Below are 18991 nucleotides of genomic sequence, written 5' to 3' on the forward strand. Positions count from 1 at the left end.
AGGTTGCGTCAAATGGAGTCGGCGCGCGCGATCGCGCCGCGTCGACCAATGCGCGTCGGTTCGCTCGTAATGATCCTGCCGCTGTGTGCGTTGCTGGGCGCGTGCGGCATCGCGCCGGGCATGCGCATGCAGCAGCCGGCGTCGATTCCGCTGCAAGGCGGTGCGACACCGGCCGAGAGCGCCGCGCTGCCGGTGCCGGTCACCAACATCGACCTGTCGCTGATCCGGCGCATGCGCGACACCGAACGCAGTACGCGCGGCGAAGCGCGCGATATCGTCGCGTCGCCGGATGCGTACACGATCGGGCGCGGCGACGTGCTGCAGATCACCGTCTGGGATCATCCCGAACTCGCGGCGGCGCTCGGCGCGCCTGCGCAGGCCGCGCCGCGCGCGGCGGATGCGCCGCCGGGGTTCGTCGTCGACCAGGACGGCACGCTGCAGTTTCCGTTCGCGGGGCGCCTGCCGGTGGCCGGGCTGACGGCCGAGCAGGTTCAGACGCAGCTCACGCGGCGTCTCGACAGGACATTCAGGAATCCGCAGGTCACGGTGCGCATCGCGTCGTTCCGCGCGAAGCAGGTGTATATCGAGGGCGAGGTGCATACGCCGGGCTCGCAGCCCGTGAACGATATCCCGATGACGCTGTACGACGCGATCGGGCGGGCCGGCGGCTTTGCGGCATCCGCCGACCAGAGCCGCATCGTGCTGGTGCGCGACGGCGTCGAACGCCGGATCGACCTGACGGAGATGGCCGAGCAGGGGCGCAACCCGTCGAAGATCGTGCTGCGCAACGGCGATCTCGTGCGTGTGCTGCCGCGCGACGAGAGCGGGGTGTTCGTGATGGGCGAGGTCAACAAGCCCGTGACGGCGTTGCCGATGCGCAATGGCCGGCTGACGCTGAGCGAGGCGATCTCGCAGGCCGGCAGCCTGAACGCGAACACGGCCGATGCGGCGCAGCTCTACGTGGTGCGCGGGATGCAGGACGAGCAGCCGCAGGTCTATCACCTCGATGCGCGCTCGCCGGTCGCGATGGTGCTGGCGAATCAGTTCCAGCTGAAGCCGAAGGATGTCGTGTACGTCGACGGCAACGGGCTCGTCCGCTTCAGCCGCGTGCTCAGCCTGTTGCTGCCGGCCATCAACGCCGGCCTGACCGCGGCGATCGCGACCAAATGATGGAATCGATCCTGATCGTCTGCGAGGGCAACATCTGCCGCAGCCCGATGGCCGAGGCGATGCTGCGTCACGCGATGCCCGGGCGTCGCGTCGCGTCCGCCGGCCTGAACGCACTGGTCGGCCTGCCGGCCGCGCCGTATGCGCAGGACGTCATGCGGATGCGCGGCTTCGACGTGTCGACGCATCGCGCGCAGCAGATCGGCCGCTCGCTGTGTACCGATGCCGACCTGATCCTCGTGATGGACCGTCGCCAGCGCACGTCGCTCGAGAACCAGTTCCCGTTCGTGCGGGGGCGCGTGTTCCGTCTTGGCGAGTACACGGATTTCGACGTGCACGACCCTTACCGCCAGCCCCGATTCGTGTTCGAACGCTGTGCGCGACTGATCGAGCTCGGCGTGTCCGAGTGGTCGAAGCGCCTGCGTATCGTCTGACGCGGCCACAGGTCGATGCCCCACTGGAACCCCATACGCCTCCCCATCGTTGCCATGACCCAACCCTCCGCCCCGCCGCAGCACGCCGCCGAAGACGGCAGCGAGACCGACTTCGTCGCGGTGCTCGACATCCTGCTGGAAAGCCGCTGGCTGATCGCGATCATCACGTGCGTGCTGCTGGCCGCCGGCCTCGCTTACGCGATTCTCGGCAAGCCCGTGTTCGAAGCCAACATCATGGTCCAGGTCGAGGACAGCCCGGACACGTCGGCCGCCAAGTCGTTGCTCGGCGACGTATCCGCGCTGTTCGACGTGAAGTCGTCGGCCGCCGCCGAGCAGCAGATCCTCGCGTCGCGCCTCGTCGTCGAACGCGCGGTCGACAAGCTCAACCTGTTCATCGATGCCGGGCCGAAGCGTTTTCCGCTGATCGGCGACTGGATCTCACGCCATGCCGACGGCCTGTCCGACCCCGGCCTGGCCGGCTTCGGCGGCTACGCATGGGGCCGCGAACGGATCGACGTGGCGCGCTTCGACGTGCCGCGCAAGAACGAAGGCGATGCGTTCACGCTGACGAGCCTCGGCGGCAAGCGCTATCGGCTCGACGGCGGCGATTTCAATGCGCCGGTCGAGGGCACGGTCGGTACGCTCGAGCATTTCAGCTCGCCGCGCGGCCCGGTCACGCTGCTGGTCGCGTCGATCGCCGCGAAGCCCGGCGCCGCGTTCGTGCTGGTGCGCAACTCGCGTCTGAAGACGATCGAGGATATCCGCGACCGCCTCAACGTGCAGGAGCGCGTGAAGCAATCGGACGTCGTCGTCGCCAGCCTGCAGGACACCGATCCGAAATGGGTCAGCGACACGATGAACGAGATCGGCCGCCAGTACGTGCGGCAGAACATCGAGCGGAAGTCGGCGGAAGCCGCGCAGTCGCTCGAGTTTCTCAGCGGGCAATTGCCGCAGCTCAAGCAGCAGCTGACCGATTCCGAAGCGCGCCTGACGAAGCTGCGCAACGAGCACGGCACGGTCGACCTTACCGAGGAGGCGAAGCTCGCGCTGGCCCAGACCGCCGACGCGAAGACGCGCCTGCTCGAGTTGCAGCAGAAGCGTCAGGAACTGATGTCGCGCTTCACCGAGCGGCATCCGAGCGTCGCGGTGATCGACGAGCAGATCGCCGCGCTGAACGGTTACCGGAATACGGCCGAACAACAGATCCGGCGCCTGCCGGACCTGCAGCAGGATACGGTGCGGCTGATGCTCGACGTGAGGGTCAACACCGACCTCTACACGGCGTTGCTGAACAACATGCAGCAATTGCAGCTCGTGCAGGCCGGCAAGACCGGCAACGTGCGCCTCGTCGACACCGCGGCGGTGCCGGAAGTGGCGGTGCGGCCGAAGAAGGCGCTCGTCGCGCTGGCATCGCTGCTGCTCGGGCTGCTCGCCGGCTGCGGCACCGCGATCGCCCGCTCGATGCTGTTCCATGGCATCTCCGATCACAACGAGATCGAGCGCCGCCTCGGCCTCGCGGTGTACGCGACGGTGCCGATCAGCGACCATCAGCGCGACCTGGCCGAGGAGGCCGCGCGCAAGAGCGGCCACAAGTCGATCCTGTCGATCGACTTCCCGAACGAGCCGGCCGTCGAGTGCCTGCGCAGCCTGCGCACCGCGCTGCAGTTCGCGATGCTCGAGGCGAAGAACAACATCGTGCTGATCGCCGGCCCCGCGCCGGGCGTCGGCAAGACCTTCCTGTCGTCGAACCTCGCGGTCGTGATGGCGAGCGCCGGCAAGCGCGTGCTGCTGATCGACGGCGACATCCGCAAGGGCCGGCTGCACGACTATCTCGGCTTTACGCGCGGGCGCGGCTTCACCGAGCTGATCGCCGGCAGCGCGCGCGTGGAGGACGTGATTCATCGCGAGGTGGTCGACGGTCTCGACTTCATCTCGACCGGGACGATGCCGAAGAACCCCGCGGAGCTGCTGCTGAACCGCAATCTCGCGGCGCTGGTCGACGATCTGTCGTCGCGCTACGACATCGTCGTGATCGACTCGGCGCCGGTGCTTGCCGTGCCCGATACCGGCATTCTCGGCGCGGTCGCCGGCACCGCGCTGCTCGTCACGATGGCGGGCAGGACGAAGCTCGGCGAGATCGCCGAATCCGCGAAGCGCTTCGCGCAGAACGGCGTCCGCCTGAGCGGCGTCATCTTCAACGGGGTCAACCCGCGGCTCGGGCAGTACGGGTACGGGTCGAAGTACGGCGGTTACCGCTACGTCGCGTACGAATACGGGGCGCAGGATGCGTGACGCGCACCACGCTGGCGGCGGCCCGACCCGCGTATCCGGCCGCGCACCGCGCACGGAGGCGAGATGATCAATCCACGGGATTCGATCGTGTCGCTCGCCGGCGTCGTGGTCGGCCAGATCGCGCTGTTCGCCTGCATCTTCGTGATCGGACGGCGCTTCGGGCCCGAGTCGCTCGGCCATTTCAACTATCTGCTCGCGCTCGCGACCTTCGTCGGCACGCTGCTCGCGTTCCGCTACGAACTCGCGTGCGTCGACGACGCGCCGGGCGAGTCGTTCAACGCGTTCGTCAACGTGACGGCGTTGAGCCTGGTCGTGACCGCGGTGTTCGGTTTCGTGATTGCCGTCGCCGGACGCGGGGATCTCCGTCTCGTCGCCGTCTATGCGCTGGCGACGTTCGTGCAGCTGGCCGCCGGGTCCTACCTGAACAGCCTCCGGCGCTACGGCTGGATCGCGCTGTCGCGCGTGGTCGTCAACGGCCTGTTCCTCGCGGGCCTCGTGCTGTCGCTCGCCTGTTCCGCGTGCGGACGCGTCGACGTGTTCGCACTGTATGCGTGGGTGACCGCGGCGGTGTCGATCGTGATGGTCGCGGCGATCCTGTACTCAGGCCATCGCGCCGGGTACGCGTTCAGGCTGTCGCGCGCTTTCTTCGTCAGGAACCGCCGTTTCGCGCTGTATATCCTGCCGTCGACGCTGTGCGCATCGGTGCTGACCTACTCGCTGTCGATCGCGATTCCGCACTGGTTCGATGCGCAGAGCGCGGGCTATTTCGCGGCCGCGTACCGGCTCGGTTTCTTTCCGGTATCGCTGATCGCACAGAGCGTCGGCGGCGTATTCCGCCGCGACGCGATCGGTGCGATGGCGCGTCCGGATGCAGGCGCGACGGTGCCGCGCGTGTACCGGACTTACGCCCGCGCGCTCGCTGTACTCGCGGTCGTGTACATGGCCGGCGGGCTGCTGCTGTTCGCGCCGCTCGTGAACCAGTTCTTCGGCGCAAGCTGGCGCGGCTCGGTCGGGTTCTATCACAGCCTGATGCCGTTGTTCGCGCTGCAGCTGATCTACGTGCCGCTGTCGCAGATCTTCCTCGCGACGCGCGCGCAGCGCATCGATTTCCTGTTTCAGCTGACCTGCGGCGTGTGCCTGGCCGGTGCGCTGGGCGTCGCAAGGCTGATGAACCTGTCGGCCCCGGCGAGCGTGCAGGTTTTTTCGCTGACCGGCGCGGTGCTGATGGCGGCCGGCATCGCGCTCACGTACCGGGTCCTCGACACGAACCTGTCCCGATCCCGCGCGCTGGCGTGAGATTTCCGCAACGACGAACGAGCACACCATGATCCTGATCGTCATCGATTCCCTCGAGCGTTACACCTTCGCGACCCGGCTCGTGAACGCGGTGCGGCACGAATACGAGTTCGCGTTCCTGACGAGCGAACCGGTCGCGCATCTCGGCCTGCTGCTGGGCGGCTACCGCTCGGTGTACCTGAACCGGCTGATGCCGATCGACGTGCCCGACGGGCAGGCGGCCGACCGCACGCCGTACCAGCTGTCGATCGAGGTGCTGAACGGGCAGATGACCGAGGCGCGCGCGAAGCGCGAGTCGGCGGCGATCTTCCATATCGCATCGGAGGTGCTGCGCGGCCTGCGGGTCGAGCAGTGCGTGATGTGGAACGGGCAGCAACTGGTGTGCCGCGCGGTGCGGCAGGCATGCACGGTGTACGGCGTCGCGACCCGCTTCATCGAGATCTCGAACCTGCCGGGCAAGCTGTTCGTCGATTCGCTCGGCGTCAATGCGCTGTCGACGATCAGCCGCAATCCCGAGGCCATCGATCGGCTGCCGCTGCCCGACGAGCACACGCATGCGCGCTGGCTGTCGGCCTACGAGCGCTACAAGCAGATGCCGCTGCCGCAGGCGCGGACGTCGTTCGCGCGCAAGGCCATGTCGGCGGCCAACTACGTGCTGAAGGTGCTCAGCCGCGGCGTCGGCCGCCGGCGCCTGGCGAGCGTGCGGGCACGCAACGGGATGCCGGCGCCGCGCCAGGCCACGTACATGTCGGTCGACGCGCTGGCGGCGAACCGCTATGTGTTCCTGCCGCTGCAGGTGTCCGGCGACACGCAGATCAAGTTGCACTCGGACGTCGACAATCTCGAGGCGATCCGCCATGCGTTCGAGTTCGCGGCGAACGAGAGCGCCGACCTGTTCGTGAAGCTGCATCCGGCCGAGACCGATGCGGCCGAGATCGAAGCGATCGTGCGCCTGCAGGAGACGTATCACTTCGAAATCGTCACGTCGCCGACCACCGACCTGCTGCGGCACGCGTATGCGGTCGTCACGATCAATTCGACGGTCGGGCTCGAGGCGATGCTGTACGGCAAGCGCGTCGTGTCGCTCGGCCGCTGCTTCTACAAGGAGTTCGATCGCGAGCGGCTGCTGAAGTACATCCATTCGTTCCTGGTCGACGGTATCGACTACTTCGGCGCCGCGCGCATTCCCGCCGATGCGGCCCGGCGCGTGTTCGCGACGCAGCATTGACATGGGCGTCACGTTGCGACAGACCGCCGAGGCGATCGCCGAAGACTGCCGCCGCAATGCGTTCGTGAAGACGCGCAGCGTGGTGGTCTTCTACCGCGTCGTGCACTACCTCGCGTGCCGGAGCCGGTTCACGCTGCTGGCCGGCGCGCCGCTGATCCTGCTCTACATCGTGCTGTGCGACTGGCTGATGGGCATCGAGATTCCGGTGAAGACGAGGATCGGCAAGGGGCTCGCGCTCTATCACGGCACCGGCCTCGTGATCAACGGCTACGCGGTGATCGGCGACTACTGCACGCTGCGGCACGGCGTGACCATCGGCAACACGATCCGGAAGGACGGCACGCTCGGCGGCGTGCCGACGATCGGCGACCACGTGGAGTTCGGCGTGCACAGCGTCGTGCTCGGCGCGGTGCGGGTCGGCGACGGCGTGCGGATCGGCGCGGGCGCGGTGGTGTTGCGTGACGTGCCCGACCGCTGCGTGGCCGTCGGCGTTCCCGCGCGCATTCTCGACAACGAACAGGAACCCACATGAAAGTGTTCATTCTGCATCCCGGCAAGGCGAACTATCCCGAGATCGCCGCTTACCGCAGCCGCCTGGGCACGCACGGGTTCGAGGTGTTCGACGGCGATCTCGATGCGTACGCGCGTTTTCCCGCTCGGGACGTCTGCATCCTGTGGTGCATCATGGGTTTCTATCGCGCGCTGCCGCCCGCGCGGTTCGTGATTCACGACTACCGGTCGCTATCGGTCGGCCGGCTCGCGGCCGTCAAGGACGGCGTGAAGCGCATGCTGAACGTGCGGCCCGACTTGCGGATCTTCCAGAACGAGCAGATGCGCGACGCGATGGCGTTTCGCGACGGCGTGCGCGCGCTGCTGTTGCCGATGGGCGTGCCGGACTGGATCTTCGATCGGGCCGATGCGGGCAGCGACCGTGTCGCGCCGGGCGGCGCCGATGCCACGCCGATCGTGTCCGGCAGGTTCTGCTATATCGGTGAAATGAGCCGCGAGCGCGGTTTTCACAAGGTGCTGGCCGCCTATCGCGACGCGCGGCGCGACGAGTCGGACACGCTCGTGCTGGTCGGCCAGCCGGAGCCCAAAATCCACGCCGAGTTCGTCGATACGCCGGGCATCCGCTTCGTCGGCCGCGTGCCGCAGCCGGAAGCGCTGCGGATCGTCCGCGACAGCGAATACGCGGTGTGCTTCTTTCCGTATCACCGGCCGCATTGTTTCCAGACGCCGACGAAGCTGCTCGAATACGCGTCGCTCGGCAAGAGGATCATCTGCAACGACGCGCCGTCGAACGTGCGCACCGCGCACGAACTCGGCATCCAGTGCCACGTCACCGGTGCGGCGATCTTCGACGAACTGTTTCCGCTGTCGCGGATCCGCGCGACCCGTCCCGACCCGGCGGCAATGCAGTCGCTCGAATGGGGGCGCGTGATCGAGCGGTCGGGCGTGCTCGCGTTCATCGATGCGGCCGCGGGGCGTCGTCCGGATGCGTGACGACGTCATTCGCCGTCGGTGCGCGACGGCTCATCCCTCATGGAACGGATTCCGATGAAGATCGTCCACATGGTCGAATCCAGCGCCACGGGCACGTTGTCGATGGTGTGCCTGATCGCGAATCGCCTGGCACGCGACGGCCACGACGTGCATGTCGTCTACTCGGTGCGGCCGGACACGCCGCCCGCCATTGCCGCGATGTTCGACTCGCGGGTGTCGCTGCGCCACGTCCAGATGAAAGGCGTGGGCCTGCTGCGGACCGTCGGCCGGCTGCGCGCGACACTCAACGAGATCGGCCCGGACGTCGTGCATCTGCACTCGTCGTTCGCGGGCTTTCTCGGGCGGCTGTCGACGCTGTTCGCGCTGCCGACGGCAGCGTTCTTCTACAGCCCGCACTGCATCTCGTTCATGCGCCGCGATATCTCGGGCGTGAAGCGGCTGGCGTTCGTCGGGCTCGAATGGATCGCGTGCGTGCGGAAATGCCTGTACGTCGCGTGCTCGGAAAGCGAGGGCCGCGCGATTCGCGCATGGCTGCGTCAGCCGGTGGTAGTGGTCGAGAATGCGGTAGTCGATACGCCGTCGTCGGCACGGGCGGGCGACGAAGGGCGGCCGGCGGACGGCCCCCTGCGCGTGGTGACCGTCGGCGGCATTCGCGCGCAAAAGAATCCGGCGCTGTTCGCGCAGATCGCGGACGGCCTGCGTGCGCGCGGCGTGCGCTTCGTCTGGATCGGCGACGGCGACGATGTATCGAAGGCGCGGCTGGCCGAGGCAGGCGTCGAGGTGACCGGATGGCTGCCGCACGACGAGGTCGCGCGGCGGCTCGCCGGCACGGACGTGTATCTGTCGACGTCGTCGTGGGAAGGCATGCCGGTGTCGGTCATCGAGGCGATGCTGGCGGGGCGGCCCGTCGTCGTGTCCGGGTGCGCCGGCAACGTGGATGTCGTGCGCCATCTGCAGACCGGCGTGATCTACGCGACGGCGGCCGACGCGGTCGCGTGGCTCGAGCGCCTCGCCGTCGACGGCGCGCTGCGCCGGGAACTGGCCCGGCAGGCGAGCCGCGAGGCGCGGCAGCGCTTCGGCGAGGCGCGCTTGTTGGCCGAGCTCGTGCCGCTCTATGCTGCGTGGGTGGCGCGCTGACACCCGCATCCGGCTGCGCCCGACCGGCGCGATCGCGCGGCTTTCGCCGCGGCGCAACGCGCCCGACACCGCCCCAATTTCGTGGAGAACTGTATGAATGTAACCCTCAACCCTGACGTCACCGTCGGCAACGACCTGCCGTTCGTCCTGTTCGGCGGCCTCAACGTGCTCGAAAGCCTCGACTTCACGCTCGACGTCTGCGGCACGTTCGTCGAGGTCACGCGCCGTCTCGGCATTCCGCTGGTGTTCAAGGCGTCCTTCGACAAGGCCAACCGCTCGTCGATCCACTCGTATCGCGGCGTCGGATTCGACGAGGGGCTGCGGATCTTCGACGAGGTCAAGCGCCGGTTCGGCGTGCCGGTGATCACCGACGTGCATGAAACGTGGCAGGCCGAGCCGGCGTCGAAGGTCGTCGACGTGCTGCAGGTGCCGGCGTTCCTCGCGCGACAGACCGACCTCGTGGTCGCGATCGCGCGGACCGGCAACGCGGTCAACATCAAGAAGCCGCAGTTCATGAGCCCGACGCAGATCGAGCACGTCGTGTCGAAGTGCCGCGAAGCCGGCAACGACCGCGTGATCCTGTGCGAGCGCGGCTCGTCGTTCGGTTATGACAATCTCGTCGTCGACATGCTCGGCTTCCGCCAGATGCGTGACACGACGGGCGACTGCCCGGTGATCTTCGACGTCACGCACAGTCTGCAGATGCGCGATCCGGGCGGCGCGGCGTCGGGCGGACGGCGGCGCCAGGTGCTCGACCTCGCGCGCGCCGGGATGGCGGTCGGGCTGGCCGGGCTGTTCCTCGAAGCGCATCCGGACCCCGACCGCGCGCGCTGCGACGGCCCGAGCGCGCTGCCGCTCGCGCTGCTCGACGCGTTCCTGCAGCAGGTTAAGGCGGTGGACGACCTGGTCAAGCGGCTGCCGCCGCTCGATATCCGGTGAGCGGCGCGACGTATCGCGGGCCCGTGCGGCTGGTGCTGTTCGACGTCGACGGCGTGCTGACCGACGGCCTGCTGCACGTGACGCACGAAGGCGAGTTCATGAAGAGCTTTCACGCGCACGACGGCGTCGCAGTCGCGCTGCTGCGCGCGCACGGCATCCGCACCGGCATCCTGTCGGGCAAGCACAGCGGCGCATTGACGTGGCGCGCGGCGCAGCTCGGCGTCGACGTGCTCGTGAGCGGCTGCGACGACAAGGGCGCAGGTTATGCGGACATCAAGGCGCGGCAACGGGTCGACGATCACGAGGTCGCGTATGTCGGCGACGACGTGAACGATCTCGCGGTCATCGAGCGCGTCGGCGTGTCGTATGCGCCGGCCGATGCGCATCGGCTCGTCCGCGCGCGCGTCGACCATGTCGCGTGCACGGCCGGCGGCCGCGGCGTCGCGCGCGAAGTGGCCGAGCATCTGCTGATGGATGCCGGGTTGTCGCTCGACGACGCGTACCGGCCGTTGCTCGAACAATGGAGCGGTCATGACGTCGTTCAATAACGGGCGGACGGTGCGCGTCGTGATTCCGGCGCGGTACGGGTCGGCGCGGCTGCCGGGCAAGCCGCTCGTCGATCTGGACGGCGAGCCGATGATCGTCCGCGTGCATGCGCGCGTGCGCCGCGCGCTGCCCGATACCGACATCGTCGTCGCGATTGACGACGCACGCATTGCCGACGTGCTCGACGCGCGCGGCATCCGGTTCGCGATGACCGATGCCGGTCATGCGTCCGGCACCGACCGTTCGGCGGAAGTCGCGCGGGTGTTGGGCTGGCCCGGCACCGATGCGGTAATCAACGTGCAGGGCGACGAACCGCTCGTGCCGACGGCGCTGCTGAAGGCGTTCGCCGGGTTCTGCGGCGCGGCGCCGGATCTCGGTGTCGCGACGGTCGCCTGTCCGGTCGGGGAAGTCGCGCTGCTCGACGAGCCGGCGATCGTCAAGCTCGTCGTCGATCACCGCAGCCGCGCGCTGTACTTCTCGCGCGCGGCGATCCCGTTCTGCCGCGACGGGCGGCCGGCGGAGGCGGAAGGTGCGAACGGCTCGATCGGCGGCGTGTTCCTGCGTCACATCGGCCTGTACGGCTACGCGAATACGACGTTGCAGGCGCTGGCGAGCGCGGCACCGTGCGAACTCGAGCAACTGGAAAAGCTCGAGCAGTTGCGCGCGCTGTGGCTCGGCATGCCGATCGACGTGATGCGCTGGCCCGACGCGCCGCCCGCCGGCATCGATACGCCCGAAGACGTCGCTCGTGTCGTCTCCCTTCTCAAACGGCAAACCCATGATGCGACAGAACCATATTGAATCCGCCCGGCAGGTCTTCGAGATCGAGTCGCGGGCATTGGCCGGCGTGGCCGCGCGGCTCGACGCGAATTTCGAGCAGGCGGTCGAGATCGTCCTCGCGTCGAGCGGCCGCGTCGTCGTGTGCGGGATGGGCAAGTCCGGCATCGTCGGCCGGAAGATCGCCGCGACACTGTCGAGCACGGGCACGCCGGCTTTCTTCATGCATCCGGGCGAGGCCTATCACGGCGACCTCGGCATGGTGACACCGGCCGACACGTTTCTCGCGATTTCGAATTCCGGCGAAACGGATGAAGTGATCAAGCTGATCCCGTTCCTGCGCGGCAACGGCAACGACCTGATCGCGCTGACCGGCAACCCGGCGTCGACGCTCGCGAGCGCCGCGCGGGTTCATCTGGACATCGGTGTCGAGCGCGAGGCGTGCCCGCTGCAGCTCGCACCGACCGCGTCGACGACGGCGACGCTCGCGATGGGCGATGCGCTGGCGGTCACGCTGATGCGGGCGCGCGGCTTCCAGCCGGAACACTTCGCGCGCTTCCATCCGGGCGGCTCGCTCGGCCGCCGGCTGCTGTCGACGGTCGACGACGAAATGGCGCGCGGCAACCTGCCGTTCGTGAAGGAGGACACGTCGACGCTCGACGTGCTGGATGCGATGACGCGCGGGCGGCTCGGGCTCGCGATCGTGAGGCGCGACGCCGGCTGGGGCATCGTGACCGACGGCGACATCCGCCGTGCGATCGAGCGGCATGGCGACGGCGTATTGCGGCGCACGGCCGCCGACATGATGTCGATCGAGCCGTCGACGGTGCGGCCCGGCACGCGGGTCGAGGATGCGTTGCTGCTGATGCAGCAGCAGCGGATCGGCGCGTTGCTGGTGGTCGACGGCGGCGACGTCGTCGGCGTGTTCAAGAAATAGCGAACGGGCGGCTCCCGCGGCGTCGGGTGACGCGCGGGAAGCGTGCCGGCACACAGGCGCGCTATTGCAGGCTTTGCGTCAGCGCGCCGGATGCCGCGTCCTGGCGGAACCGGCGCACGCGCAGGAACGTGATGAAATTCGAGTCGTGCTGGCTTGCCGCGCCGCCTTCCGGGTCGTCGAACGCGACACGCAGCACCGCGACGAGGTCGCTGCCGTCGAATTGCCAGTCGACGTACTGGAAACCGTGCCGTTTCGTGTCGGCGTGCTGCAACACGACGCGCCGCGCGGTCCACTGCCGCAGATCGGGCGACGACAGCAGCACCAGCGTGTTGCGCATACGTTCGAGGTTCATCCGCCCGGCGCGCTTCGGCACCGCGTTCGAGATCGTCCAGTATTGCTTCGACTGCGGATCGAAGCGGATCGTGAATTTCTTGCCGGCGCCGGGCAGGTCGACGAAATCGCGTGCAGGGTCGAACGACAGCGTGCGGCCGTCGTTGCCCGTCGCCACCAGCGCGGCCTTCTCCGGGCCGTTCGCGGTGTTCACGCGCAGCATGACGGCGGGCGCGGCGCCTTGCCGGCCGACCACGTTGCCTTCTTCCCATGACTGGAACTTGCCGTCGAGCCAGTGCTTGTCCGACGGCAGGTGCGCGGACACGCGCCAGTTGCGCGCGTCGAGCAGGTCGCGATCGACCGGCGCGGACAGGACCAGCGCGCGCAGGTCGCCGTCCTCGACGCTTTCATACGCGCGCCACACGCGTCCGCGATCGACGAGCACCGGCACCGGCCCGGTGATGTAGCGCCCCGCATACGGCAGCAGCCCGGTGGACGCGTCGACCGGCGTGGTCCAGGTTTCGCCGCCGTCGTCGGAGCGGCGAATCGTCGGCGTGCCCATCGAGCGGTTGGTGCCCATCAGGTACAGCGCACCGTTCAGCACGAACAGCGACGACCAGTACTGATCCGGCACGTCGCCGAGCTTCGACCAGGTCGTGCCCTTGTCGTGCGACGTGAACACGGACACCTCGTTCTGCGCCGACGCGGCGCCGAACGTATCGAAGCTCGCGACGTAGTCGCCGTTCGGCAGCACGGCCAGCGACGGTGAGCCGAGATACACGCGCGTGGCGGCCCGGCTGTGCGCGATCACCTCGCCGGGCGGCGCGGGCACGGCTTGCGCGTGCGCCGCCGTCGCCATGCAGCCCACGCACAGCGCGGCGATCAGCGACCGTTTCAGCGCGTGGAACGTCGAAGCAGGTCGAAGTGAGTTCATGTCAGGTGCGCGAGCGGCTTGCCGCCGGACGCGTTCGGGATGGGACGGGCAACCGTGCGCCGGTACGGCGCGTCCTGGTCGGCCAGCACGACGAACAGCAGGATGGTGAGCCAGAGCATGCCATAGAGCACGTGATACTTGAACAGCAGGATCGGCAGCAGATAGAGCAGATACTTGCGCCGGCCCTTGCGGCGAAACAGCATGACGAGCGTACCGAGGAACACGACGGAACCGGCGATGCCCGCGGCGAACACGAGGTAGACGTAGAACGAGCTGTCCCGCACCTGGTAGCCGCGCAGATGCGTTTTCCCGACGTTGTTGCGCTCGTCCCAGAACAAGCCGCCGCCGAACACGCCCGCGACGACGTCGCGCTCGGTCAGCTCGGTCAGCACGAGCGTCCGGCTGCCGACCGCATCGTAGTCGACCGACTGGTTCACCCGCTGGTCGTACACGCTGTAGAGCCAGGGCACGCATGCGAGCGCGACGACGACGACGGCGATCCGGGTTCGCAGCCGCCCGCGCCCGGTGAGCACGTGCAGCCCGCACAGCGCCGCGCAGACGGCCATCGACGCGACGGAGAAGCTAAGCAGCGCGGTGGCGAACCCGACGACGGGCGCGAGCGTGATGCGCCGCTTCGACAACAGCAGGATCACCGCGCTCGGGACGACCGTCATCGCATAGAACGACGGTTCGGAATACAGGCCCAGCGCGCGGATCGAAATCAGGCTGTCGGACAGCGCCTTGGTCGCATAGAGCGCTTCGGAGTCGGCTTCGCGCACATAGCTGTCGAAGTCGATGAAGGTGCCGGTTCCGAGGTAGAAGACGAGCTGGAACGTGAAGAATGCGGCGTGCACGTAGATCAGCGTCTTGCAAGCGGTGTCGAGCGATGCCCGCGTGAGTACGCCGCAGGCAAACATCCAGTAGCTCAGCGCGATGTACGTCTGGATCAGCACGAACTTGATGAAGAAGTTCACGTAGAAATCGCCGAACGCGGACAGGATGAACGCGAGGCTGGTGCTGATCAGCCAGTACGTGCAAACGGGAAACAGGTGGCGCTGCCGGTTCATCAGCGTCGGCGCGCGCAGGAAGGCGAGCGCGCAGAGCAGCACATACGCGGCGAAGGTCGCCCGCACGCTGAACGCGTTGAGCGAGAAGAACAGTACGCTGGCTGAAAAGAGCAAGGTCGACATGCGTGTGCCCGATCGGAGGCTCCGGATCCGCTGCGTGCCGGCCGTGCCGGCGCCGCGCGGCGAGATGTCGTGCAACGCGCGGCAAGATGCCTGCCGGGCGGGCAGGCTTGCGTGCCGCGTCGCACGCGGAATGCGCGTCCGTCGTCCGGGACGAAGCGCTTCGGCGACCGAGGATAGACGACGGGACGGCCAGGCGAGCCGGGATGTCCGATCCGGGCGACATTCTGTCCGTTCCCGGCGGGGTCGGCCGAGCGGGGCACGTGCCGGAGGCGGGCGACGGGCGTTCACACGGCGCCGTCCGGGCGCAGCTTTCAGGGCTGAAACGCGAATCGCCCGCACAAGAACGGCGAATACAGCTCGATCGCCGCCTGAATCGGCGCGTGGCGCCCATAGGCGGCGGCCGACACGGCCAGCAGCGAGCCGGCGACGAGCGCGCGGTAGCGTGCGTCGACGCGCGGCGTGCCGTGCCGCCACATGAACGCCAGCGCGACCGCCGAGCCGACGAGCCAGCCGGCGACGACTTCCGACGGCGTGTGCGCGTCGTCGAACACGCGCGCGACGCCGATCAGCGCGCCGAGCGCGAGACCGACCCCGAGCGGCAGCGATCGCGGCGAACTCGCCCGCGGTTGCACGCCGCCGCTCAGCGCCAGCACGCACACCATCGGCCAGACTGCCGACGCGAGCATCGTGTGCCCGCTGATCACGCGGAAGTGTATCGGGCGGATCTGGATTCCGCAGCCGGCGTACAGCATCTTGGTCGCGCCGACGAGCGCCATGCCGGCCGCGAGCATCAGCGCCCACGATGCCGCGTGACGCCGTCCAGCCGTCGAGCGTGTGAGCCAGGCGATGCACACGACGGCCAGCGGCAGCGTCATCGCCGCGTCGCCGAGATCGCTGACGGCGGTCCACATGACCGGGTTCGCGATCGATGCCCGCCTGGTCAGGCGACCAGCAGCGCCGACATGCGCGTGGCCAGGTAGCTTTCGAAATCCGCGGCCACTTCAGGGTGCCGCAGTGCGAACTCGACCGTCGCCTTCAGATACCCGAGCTTGCTGCCGCAATCGAAACGGGTGCCGTCGTAGCGATGGGCGAGCACCTGCTCGTCCGACAGCAACGACTGGATCGCGTCCGTCAGCTGCAATTCGCCGCCGGCACCGGGCCGCAGTGCGCGCAGATGCTCGAACACCTTCGGCTTCAGCACGTAGCGGCCCACCACGCCGAAATTCGACGGCGCCTTGGCCGGCTCCGGCTTCTCGACGATGCCGGACAGCTTGAACAGGTTGTCCTCCCAGCGCTTGCCTTCGATCACGCCGTACGACCTCGATGCGTCGGGCGCGATTTCCTCCACGCCGATCACCGACGCGTGATAGTGATCGAACACGTCGATCATCTGGCGCAGCACGGGCGTCGGGCCGTCGAGCAGGTCGTCGGCGAGGATCACCGCGAACGGCTGGTCGCCGACCAGCTTTTCCGCGCACAGCACGGCATGGCCGAGCCCCAGCGCTTCGGCCTGACGCACGTAGAAGCAGTCGACGTGGCTCGGCTTGATGCCGCGCACCAGCGACAGCAGCTTTTCCTTGCCGCGCGCTTCGAGCTCGGCCTCGATCTCGTAGGACTTGTCGAAGTGGTCTTCGATCGCGCGCTTGCTGCGCCCGGTCACGAAAATCATTTCGGTGATGCCCGCGTCGATCGCTTCCTCGACCGCATACTGGATCAGCGGCTTGTCCACGACCGGCAGCATTTCTTTCGGACTGGCTTTGGTCGCCGGCAGAAATCGCGTACCGAGACCGGCAACCGGAAATACGGCTTTCGTCACTTTCAACATGATTTTCGAATTCCATCCGTTCAGGATCAGGCATCAACAATGCCGAGGGAAGGTGGCGATGCGCGCATGCAATCGTCGCTCGCCGGTGCCATATCGTTCGCGCGGCCGGACCCGCGCCGTTCGACAATCGTATGGGCGTTCCCGTTTCGAGTGGCGACCGAATCTAGGCCGAATCCGACAGGGATGAATGGCGAATGGTGAATTGCAATCGCCGATTTCGAATATGTCGGATGCCATCTAGGAATTGTCGGCATGACGTCGATTGCCTGACATAGATTCAGGCATCCATTACTGGACGGCCGGTCGCGGCGCCGCGCGTGCGGCATGCGACGACCGCCGTCGGCTCAGGAGCAGTCATGACCGGACAGGGCGATATCTTCGATGCAATTGCGGAATTCAACCGGGCGTACCTCGTGCTCGCGCAGCGCATATTGCGTATCGATTACGAACAAGGCAAGCGGCAATTGGGTATCTCGGATGCCATTGCTGCATCGATCGACGCGTTGACGCTGGATCAGATCGATGAACTCGCGGCCGGGGGCGAGCTGGTTTGTGAATTTCGTGCCGAAAACGCGCCGGGCCGCGCGTGATTTGTTTTCCGGTTTTCCCGAATGGATGTTCCGGTCGCGCCTTTTCACGAGATTGCACCGTCGCGGCCGTTCGTCTTTTTACATCAAGAGAATGTGGAGGAATTGCATGCCCGGTTATCGCGAATTGAAGGCGCAAGCCGATGAATTGATGAAGCGCGTCGAGGAAGCCCGGCTCGCCGAACTCGAGGCCGTCATACAGGAGATTCGCACCCGGGTCGCCGAATATGGGCTGACCGCCGGGCAGATATTCGGCCGCCACGGCGGCGCGGCGAAAGCGATGCCGCGAAAGAGCGCATCGGCGCCGCGCTATCGCGACCCGAAGACCGGCGCGACCTGGAGCGGGCGCGGGCGCGAGCCGGCCTGGATCAAAGGCGGCCGTCGCGACCGGTTCCTGATCGAGCGTAACGCCGGCTGAGCGTGACGTCTTTCGAATCCCGCTTTCCGGCAGCGGAGCAGCCGCTTGCGACGTGTGGCCCTGGAGATGCCGCGACGTGCGCATGGGAGGCCGGCGTTGCCGGTCTCCCGATGCACGCTGAGCTGCGGTGATCCCATCGAGATGGTGCGCTTCGTCGTCCCGCGCCGGTCGAAACGATGCTCGTGGATCACACGTCGGCGCAAACTGGATTCCGTAACCCGGGCAGGCAATGCGTCCTTTCACCGCGCCCCGCTGGTTCAGACACGGCAACAGCAGCAAGTGCCCGGTCCTGCCCGCCTCGCGTCCAGCCGAGCTGAATGTCGGCCACGACGCTGCTGACGCGCGGCGGAGCGCTGCACCGATCGGTCAGCGGGTCGGCGGAGCCGTACTCAGCTTCTCCGACAGCATCCGCTCGTACACGCCAAAGTGCAGATCGACCTCCTTTTGCGTGACCGGGGTGACCGTGATGTTGATCTGGTCGGGCAACAGGCCCAGCACAACCGCAACCGCGGTTTCAAGTTGCGGTGCACAAACCTTGTCCTCCGCCATCGTCGTGCCGACCAGCACGTCGTAGGTCTGTTCGTGCCGGCAGACGACCTCGACGAGTCGCGCCCGCGCGCTCATGTTGTTGTCGATCGCGAGCCTGACGACCTCGGTCACAGTGCGCATCGTCTCGGTCGGAAAGCCCTTCGTCGAGCGTAGCCGGATACGATGTCTGCCCAGCGTAAGCCAGTCCGTGTCGAATTCCATGGCGTCCTCCGCATGCAGTTCCAAGCCGCTGCGATGATAGGTTCCAGCACCGGAATTTCAAGTGCAAAAATCTGCCGACGGACCTTGAAATTTTTCGCAGAGTGTCTATCTTGAGTTTCGCTCAGGCAGACGCGCGGGCCTCCGGATCCCGCGCGCTGCGTGTTTCTATTTGTTTGCCGGCAGTCTGGCAGGCGAACTGGAGCGCGTAGGCCCGTTCGCCCCCCGGCTGCATTCAAGGAGGATACGATCGTGAGCGATCTTTACTTCGGAACCGACCTCTTCAGCGAATTAGACCGCCTGCAGCAGCAGATGGCGCAACACTTCGGCGGCTTCCCGTCCAGCATCCGCGCTGGCCGGCTGGGCGCGTTTCCCCAGATCAATATCGGTGCGACCGACGAGTCGATCGAGATCGTCGCCTTTGCCCCGGGCATCAACGCCACCGAACTCGACGTATCGATCGACAAGGGCTTGCTGACCATCAGCGGTGAACGCAAATCGACACAGCCCGACACGGGAAGCGCGACGCGTACGTATGCGCAGGAGCGCTTTGCCGGCGCCTTCAGGCGCGTCATCGAGCTGCCCGACACCGCCGATCCGGACAAGGTCCAGGCGCGCTACGAAAATGGCTGCCTGTCGATCAGTGTCGGCAGGCGCGAATCGTCCAGGCCGCGCGCCATCACTGTCCAGTAATCCGAGGAGCC

General features: G+C 67.3%; 20 protein-coding genes. 15 read left to right on the top strand and 5 right to left on the bottom strand.

All coding sequences use genetic code 11. The annotated features are described in order from the left end of the window. Positions 1-48: 48 nt before the first annotated feature. The 12 genes from AB3K92_RS02605 to AB3K92_RS02660 all read left to right on the top strand — a co-directional run bounded on the left by AB3K92_RS02605 (position 49) and on the right by AB3K92_RS02660 (position 12256). Positions 49-1170, top strand: coding sequence for a polysaccharide biosynthesis/export family protein (locus AB3K92_RS02605; RefSeq protein ID WP_226127174.1), 1122 nt, complete (start codon positions 49-51; stop codon positions 1168-1170). Then, positions 1167-1601: a low molecular weight protein-tyrosine-phosphatase gene (locus AB3K92_RS02610; RefSeq protein WP_042973863.1), complete on the top strand. Its 435-nt coding sequence runs from the start codon at positions 1167-1169 to the stop codon at positions 1599-1601. The genes AB3K92_RS02605 and AB3K92_RS02610 overlap by 4 nt, the downstream gene beginning before the upstream one ends. A gap of 54 nt (positions 1602-1655) precedes the next feature. Beyond that, the gene (locus AB3K92_RS02615) at positions 1656-3893 is read left to right on the top strand and encodes a polysaccharide biosynthesis tyrosine autokinase (RefSeq protein WP_059587511.1); all 2238 of its coding nucleotides are present in this window, start codon (positions 1656-1658) and stop codon (positions 3891-3893) included. A 63-nt stretch (positions 3894-3956) separates the two neighbouring features. After that, a complete protein-coding gene (locus AB3K92_RS02620) occupies positions 3957-5189 on the top strand; it encodes a lipopolysaccharide biosynthesis protein (RefSeq protein ID WP_369464404.1) in 1233 nt (410 codons plus the stop codon). A 28-nt stretch (positions 5190-5217) separates the two neighbouring features. Further along, complete coding sequence (locus tag AB3K92_RS02625) at positions 5218-6417, top strand: capsular biosynthesis protein (protein WP_369464405.1); 1200 nt, start codon at positions 5218-5220, stop codon at positions 6415-6417. Position 6418: 1 nt separating this feature from the next. Continuing rightward, positions 6419-6949: a serine O-acetyltransferase gene (locus AB3K92_RS02630; protein ID WP_048027204.1), complete on the top strand. Its 531-nt coding sequence runs from the start codon at positions 6419-6421 to the stop codon at positions 6947-6949. Further along, positions 6946-7920, top strand: a complete 975-nt coding sequence (locus AB3K92_RS02635) for a glycosyltransferase (RefSeq protein ID WP_369464406.1) — start codon at positions 6946-6948, stop codon at positions 7918-7920. The genes AB3K92_RS02630 and AB3K92_RS02635 overlap by 4 nt, the downstream gene beginning before the upstream one ends. Before the next feature lie 54 nt (positions 7921-7974). Then, complete coding sequence (locus AB3K92_RS02640; protein WP_369464407.1) at positions 7975-9057, top strand: glycosyltransferase; 1083 nt, start codon at positions 7975-7977, stop codon at positions 9055-9057. Positions 9058-9150: 93 nt separating this feature from the next. Beyond that, positions 9151-9996 carry a 3-deoxy-8-phosphooctulonate synthase gene (gene kdsA / locus AB3K92_RS02645; protein ID WP_021158099.1) on the top strand — a complete coding sequence of 282 codons (846 nt, stop codon included), beginning with the start codon at positions 9151-9153 and terminating at the stop codon, positions 9994-9996. After that, positions 9993-10544 carry an HAD family hydrolase gene (locus AB3K92_RS02650; protein ID WP_021158098.1) on the top strand — a complete coding sequence of 184 codons (552 nt, stop codon included), beginning with the start codon at positions 9993-9995 and terminating at the stop codon, positions 10542-10544. Before kdsA ends, AB3K92_RS02650 begins: the two co-directional genes overlap by 4 nt. After that, on the top strand, positions 10528-11343 hold the full coding sequence (gene kdsB, locus AB3K92_RS02655; RefSeq protein ID WP_369464408.1) for a 3-deoxy-manno-octulosonate cytidylyltransferase: 816 nt from the start codon (positions 10528-10530) through the stop codon (positions 11341-11343). The genes AB3K92_RS02650 and kdsB overlap by 17 nt, the downstream gene beginning before the upstream one ends. Next, complete coding sequence (locus AB3K92_RS02660; protein ID WP_113044652.1) at positions 11321-12256, top strand: SIS domain-containing protein; 936 nt, start codon at positions 11321-11323, stop codon at positions 12254-12256. Before kdsB ends, AB3K92_RS02660 begins: the two co-directional genes overlap by 23 nt. A gap of 61 nt (positions 12257-12317) precedes the next feature. On the opposite strand, the gene AB3K92_RS02665 is transcribed toward AB3K92_RS02660, so the two are convergent. From AB3K92_RS02665 to galU, 4 genes are all read right to left on the bottom strand, one after another. Further along, the gene (locus AB3K92_RS02665) at positions 12318-13445 is read right to left on the bottom strand and encodes a sialidase family protein (RefSeq protein WP_369464633.1); all 1128 of its coding nucleotides are present in this window, start codon (positions 13443-13445) and stop codon (positions 12318-12320) included. 71 nt (positions 13446-13516) lie between these two features. Continuing rightward, entirely contained in the window at positions 13517-14710 is a 1194-nt protein-coding gene (locus AB3K92_RS02670) for a hypothetical protein (protein WP_369464409.1), read from the bottom strand. A 311-nt stretch (positions 14711-15021) separates the two neighbouring features. Then, positions 15022-15621, bottom strand: a complete 600-nt coding sequence (locus AB3K92_RS02675) for a phosphatase PAP2 family protein (RefSeq protein WP_321897840.1) — start codon at positions 15619-15621, stop codon at positions 15022-15024. A 29-nt stretch (positions 15622-15650) separates the two neighbouring features. Then, entirely contained in the window at positions 15651-16535 is an 885-nt protein-coding gene (gene galU, locus AB3K92_RS02680; RefSeq protein WP_021158092.1) for a UTP--glucose-1-phosphate uridylyltransferase GalU, read from the bottom strand. 356 nt (positions 16536-16891) lie between these two features. Between galU and AB3K92_RS02685 the strand changes: the two genes are divergently transcribed. Continuing rightward, on the top strand, positions 16892-17125 hold the full coding sequence (locus AB3K92_RS02685; protein WP_021158090.1) for a flagellar transcriptional regulator FlhD: 234 nt from the start codon (positions 16892-16894) through the stop codon (positions 17123-17125). A gap of 106 nt (positions 17126-17231) precedes the next feature. Continuing rightward, on the top strand, positions 17232-17540 hold the full coding sequence (locus AB3K92_RS02690; protein WP_021158089.1) for an H-NS histone family protein: 309 nt from the start codon (positions 17232-17234) through the stop codon (positions 17538-17540). Between the two features lie 366 nt (positions 17541-17906). Here AB3K92_RS02690 and AB3K92_RS02695 read toward each other — a convergent pair whose 3' ends face one another. Further along, positions 17907-18290, bottom strand: coding sequence for a hypothetical protein (locus AB3K92_RS02695; protein WP_048027708.1), 384 nt, complete (start codon positions 18288-18290; stop codon positions 17907-17909). Between the two features lie 249 nt (positions 18291-18539). Between AB3K92_RS02695 and AB3K92_RS02700 the strand changes: the two genes are divergently transcribed. Beyond that, positions 18540-18980, top strand: a complete 441-nt coding sequence (locus AB3K92_RS02700) for an Hsp20/alpha crystallin family protein (protein WP_021158087.1) — start codon at positions 18540-18542, stop codon at positions 18978-18980. The last annotated feature ends 11 nt before the right edge of the window (positions 18981-18991 follow it).

The organism is Burkholderia sp. Bmkn7, assembly GCF_041103175.1.
Lineage (GTDB): Bacteria > Pseudomonadota > Gammaproteobacteria > Burkholderiales > Burkholderiaceae > Burkholderia > Burkholderia cepacia.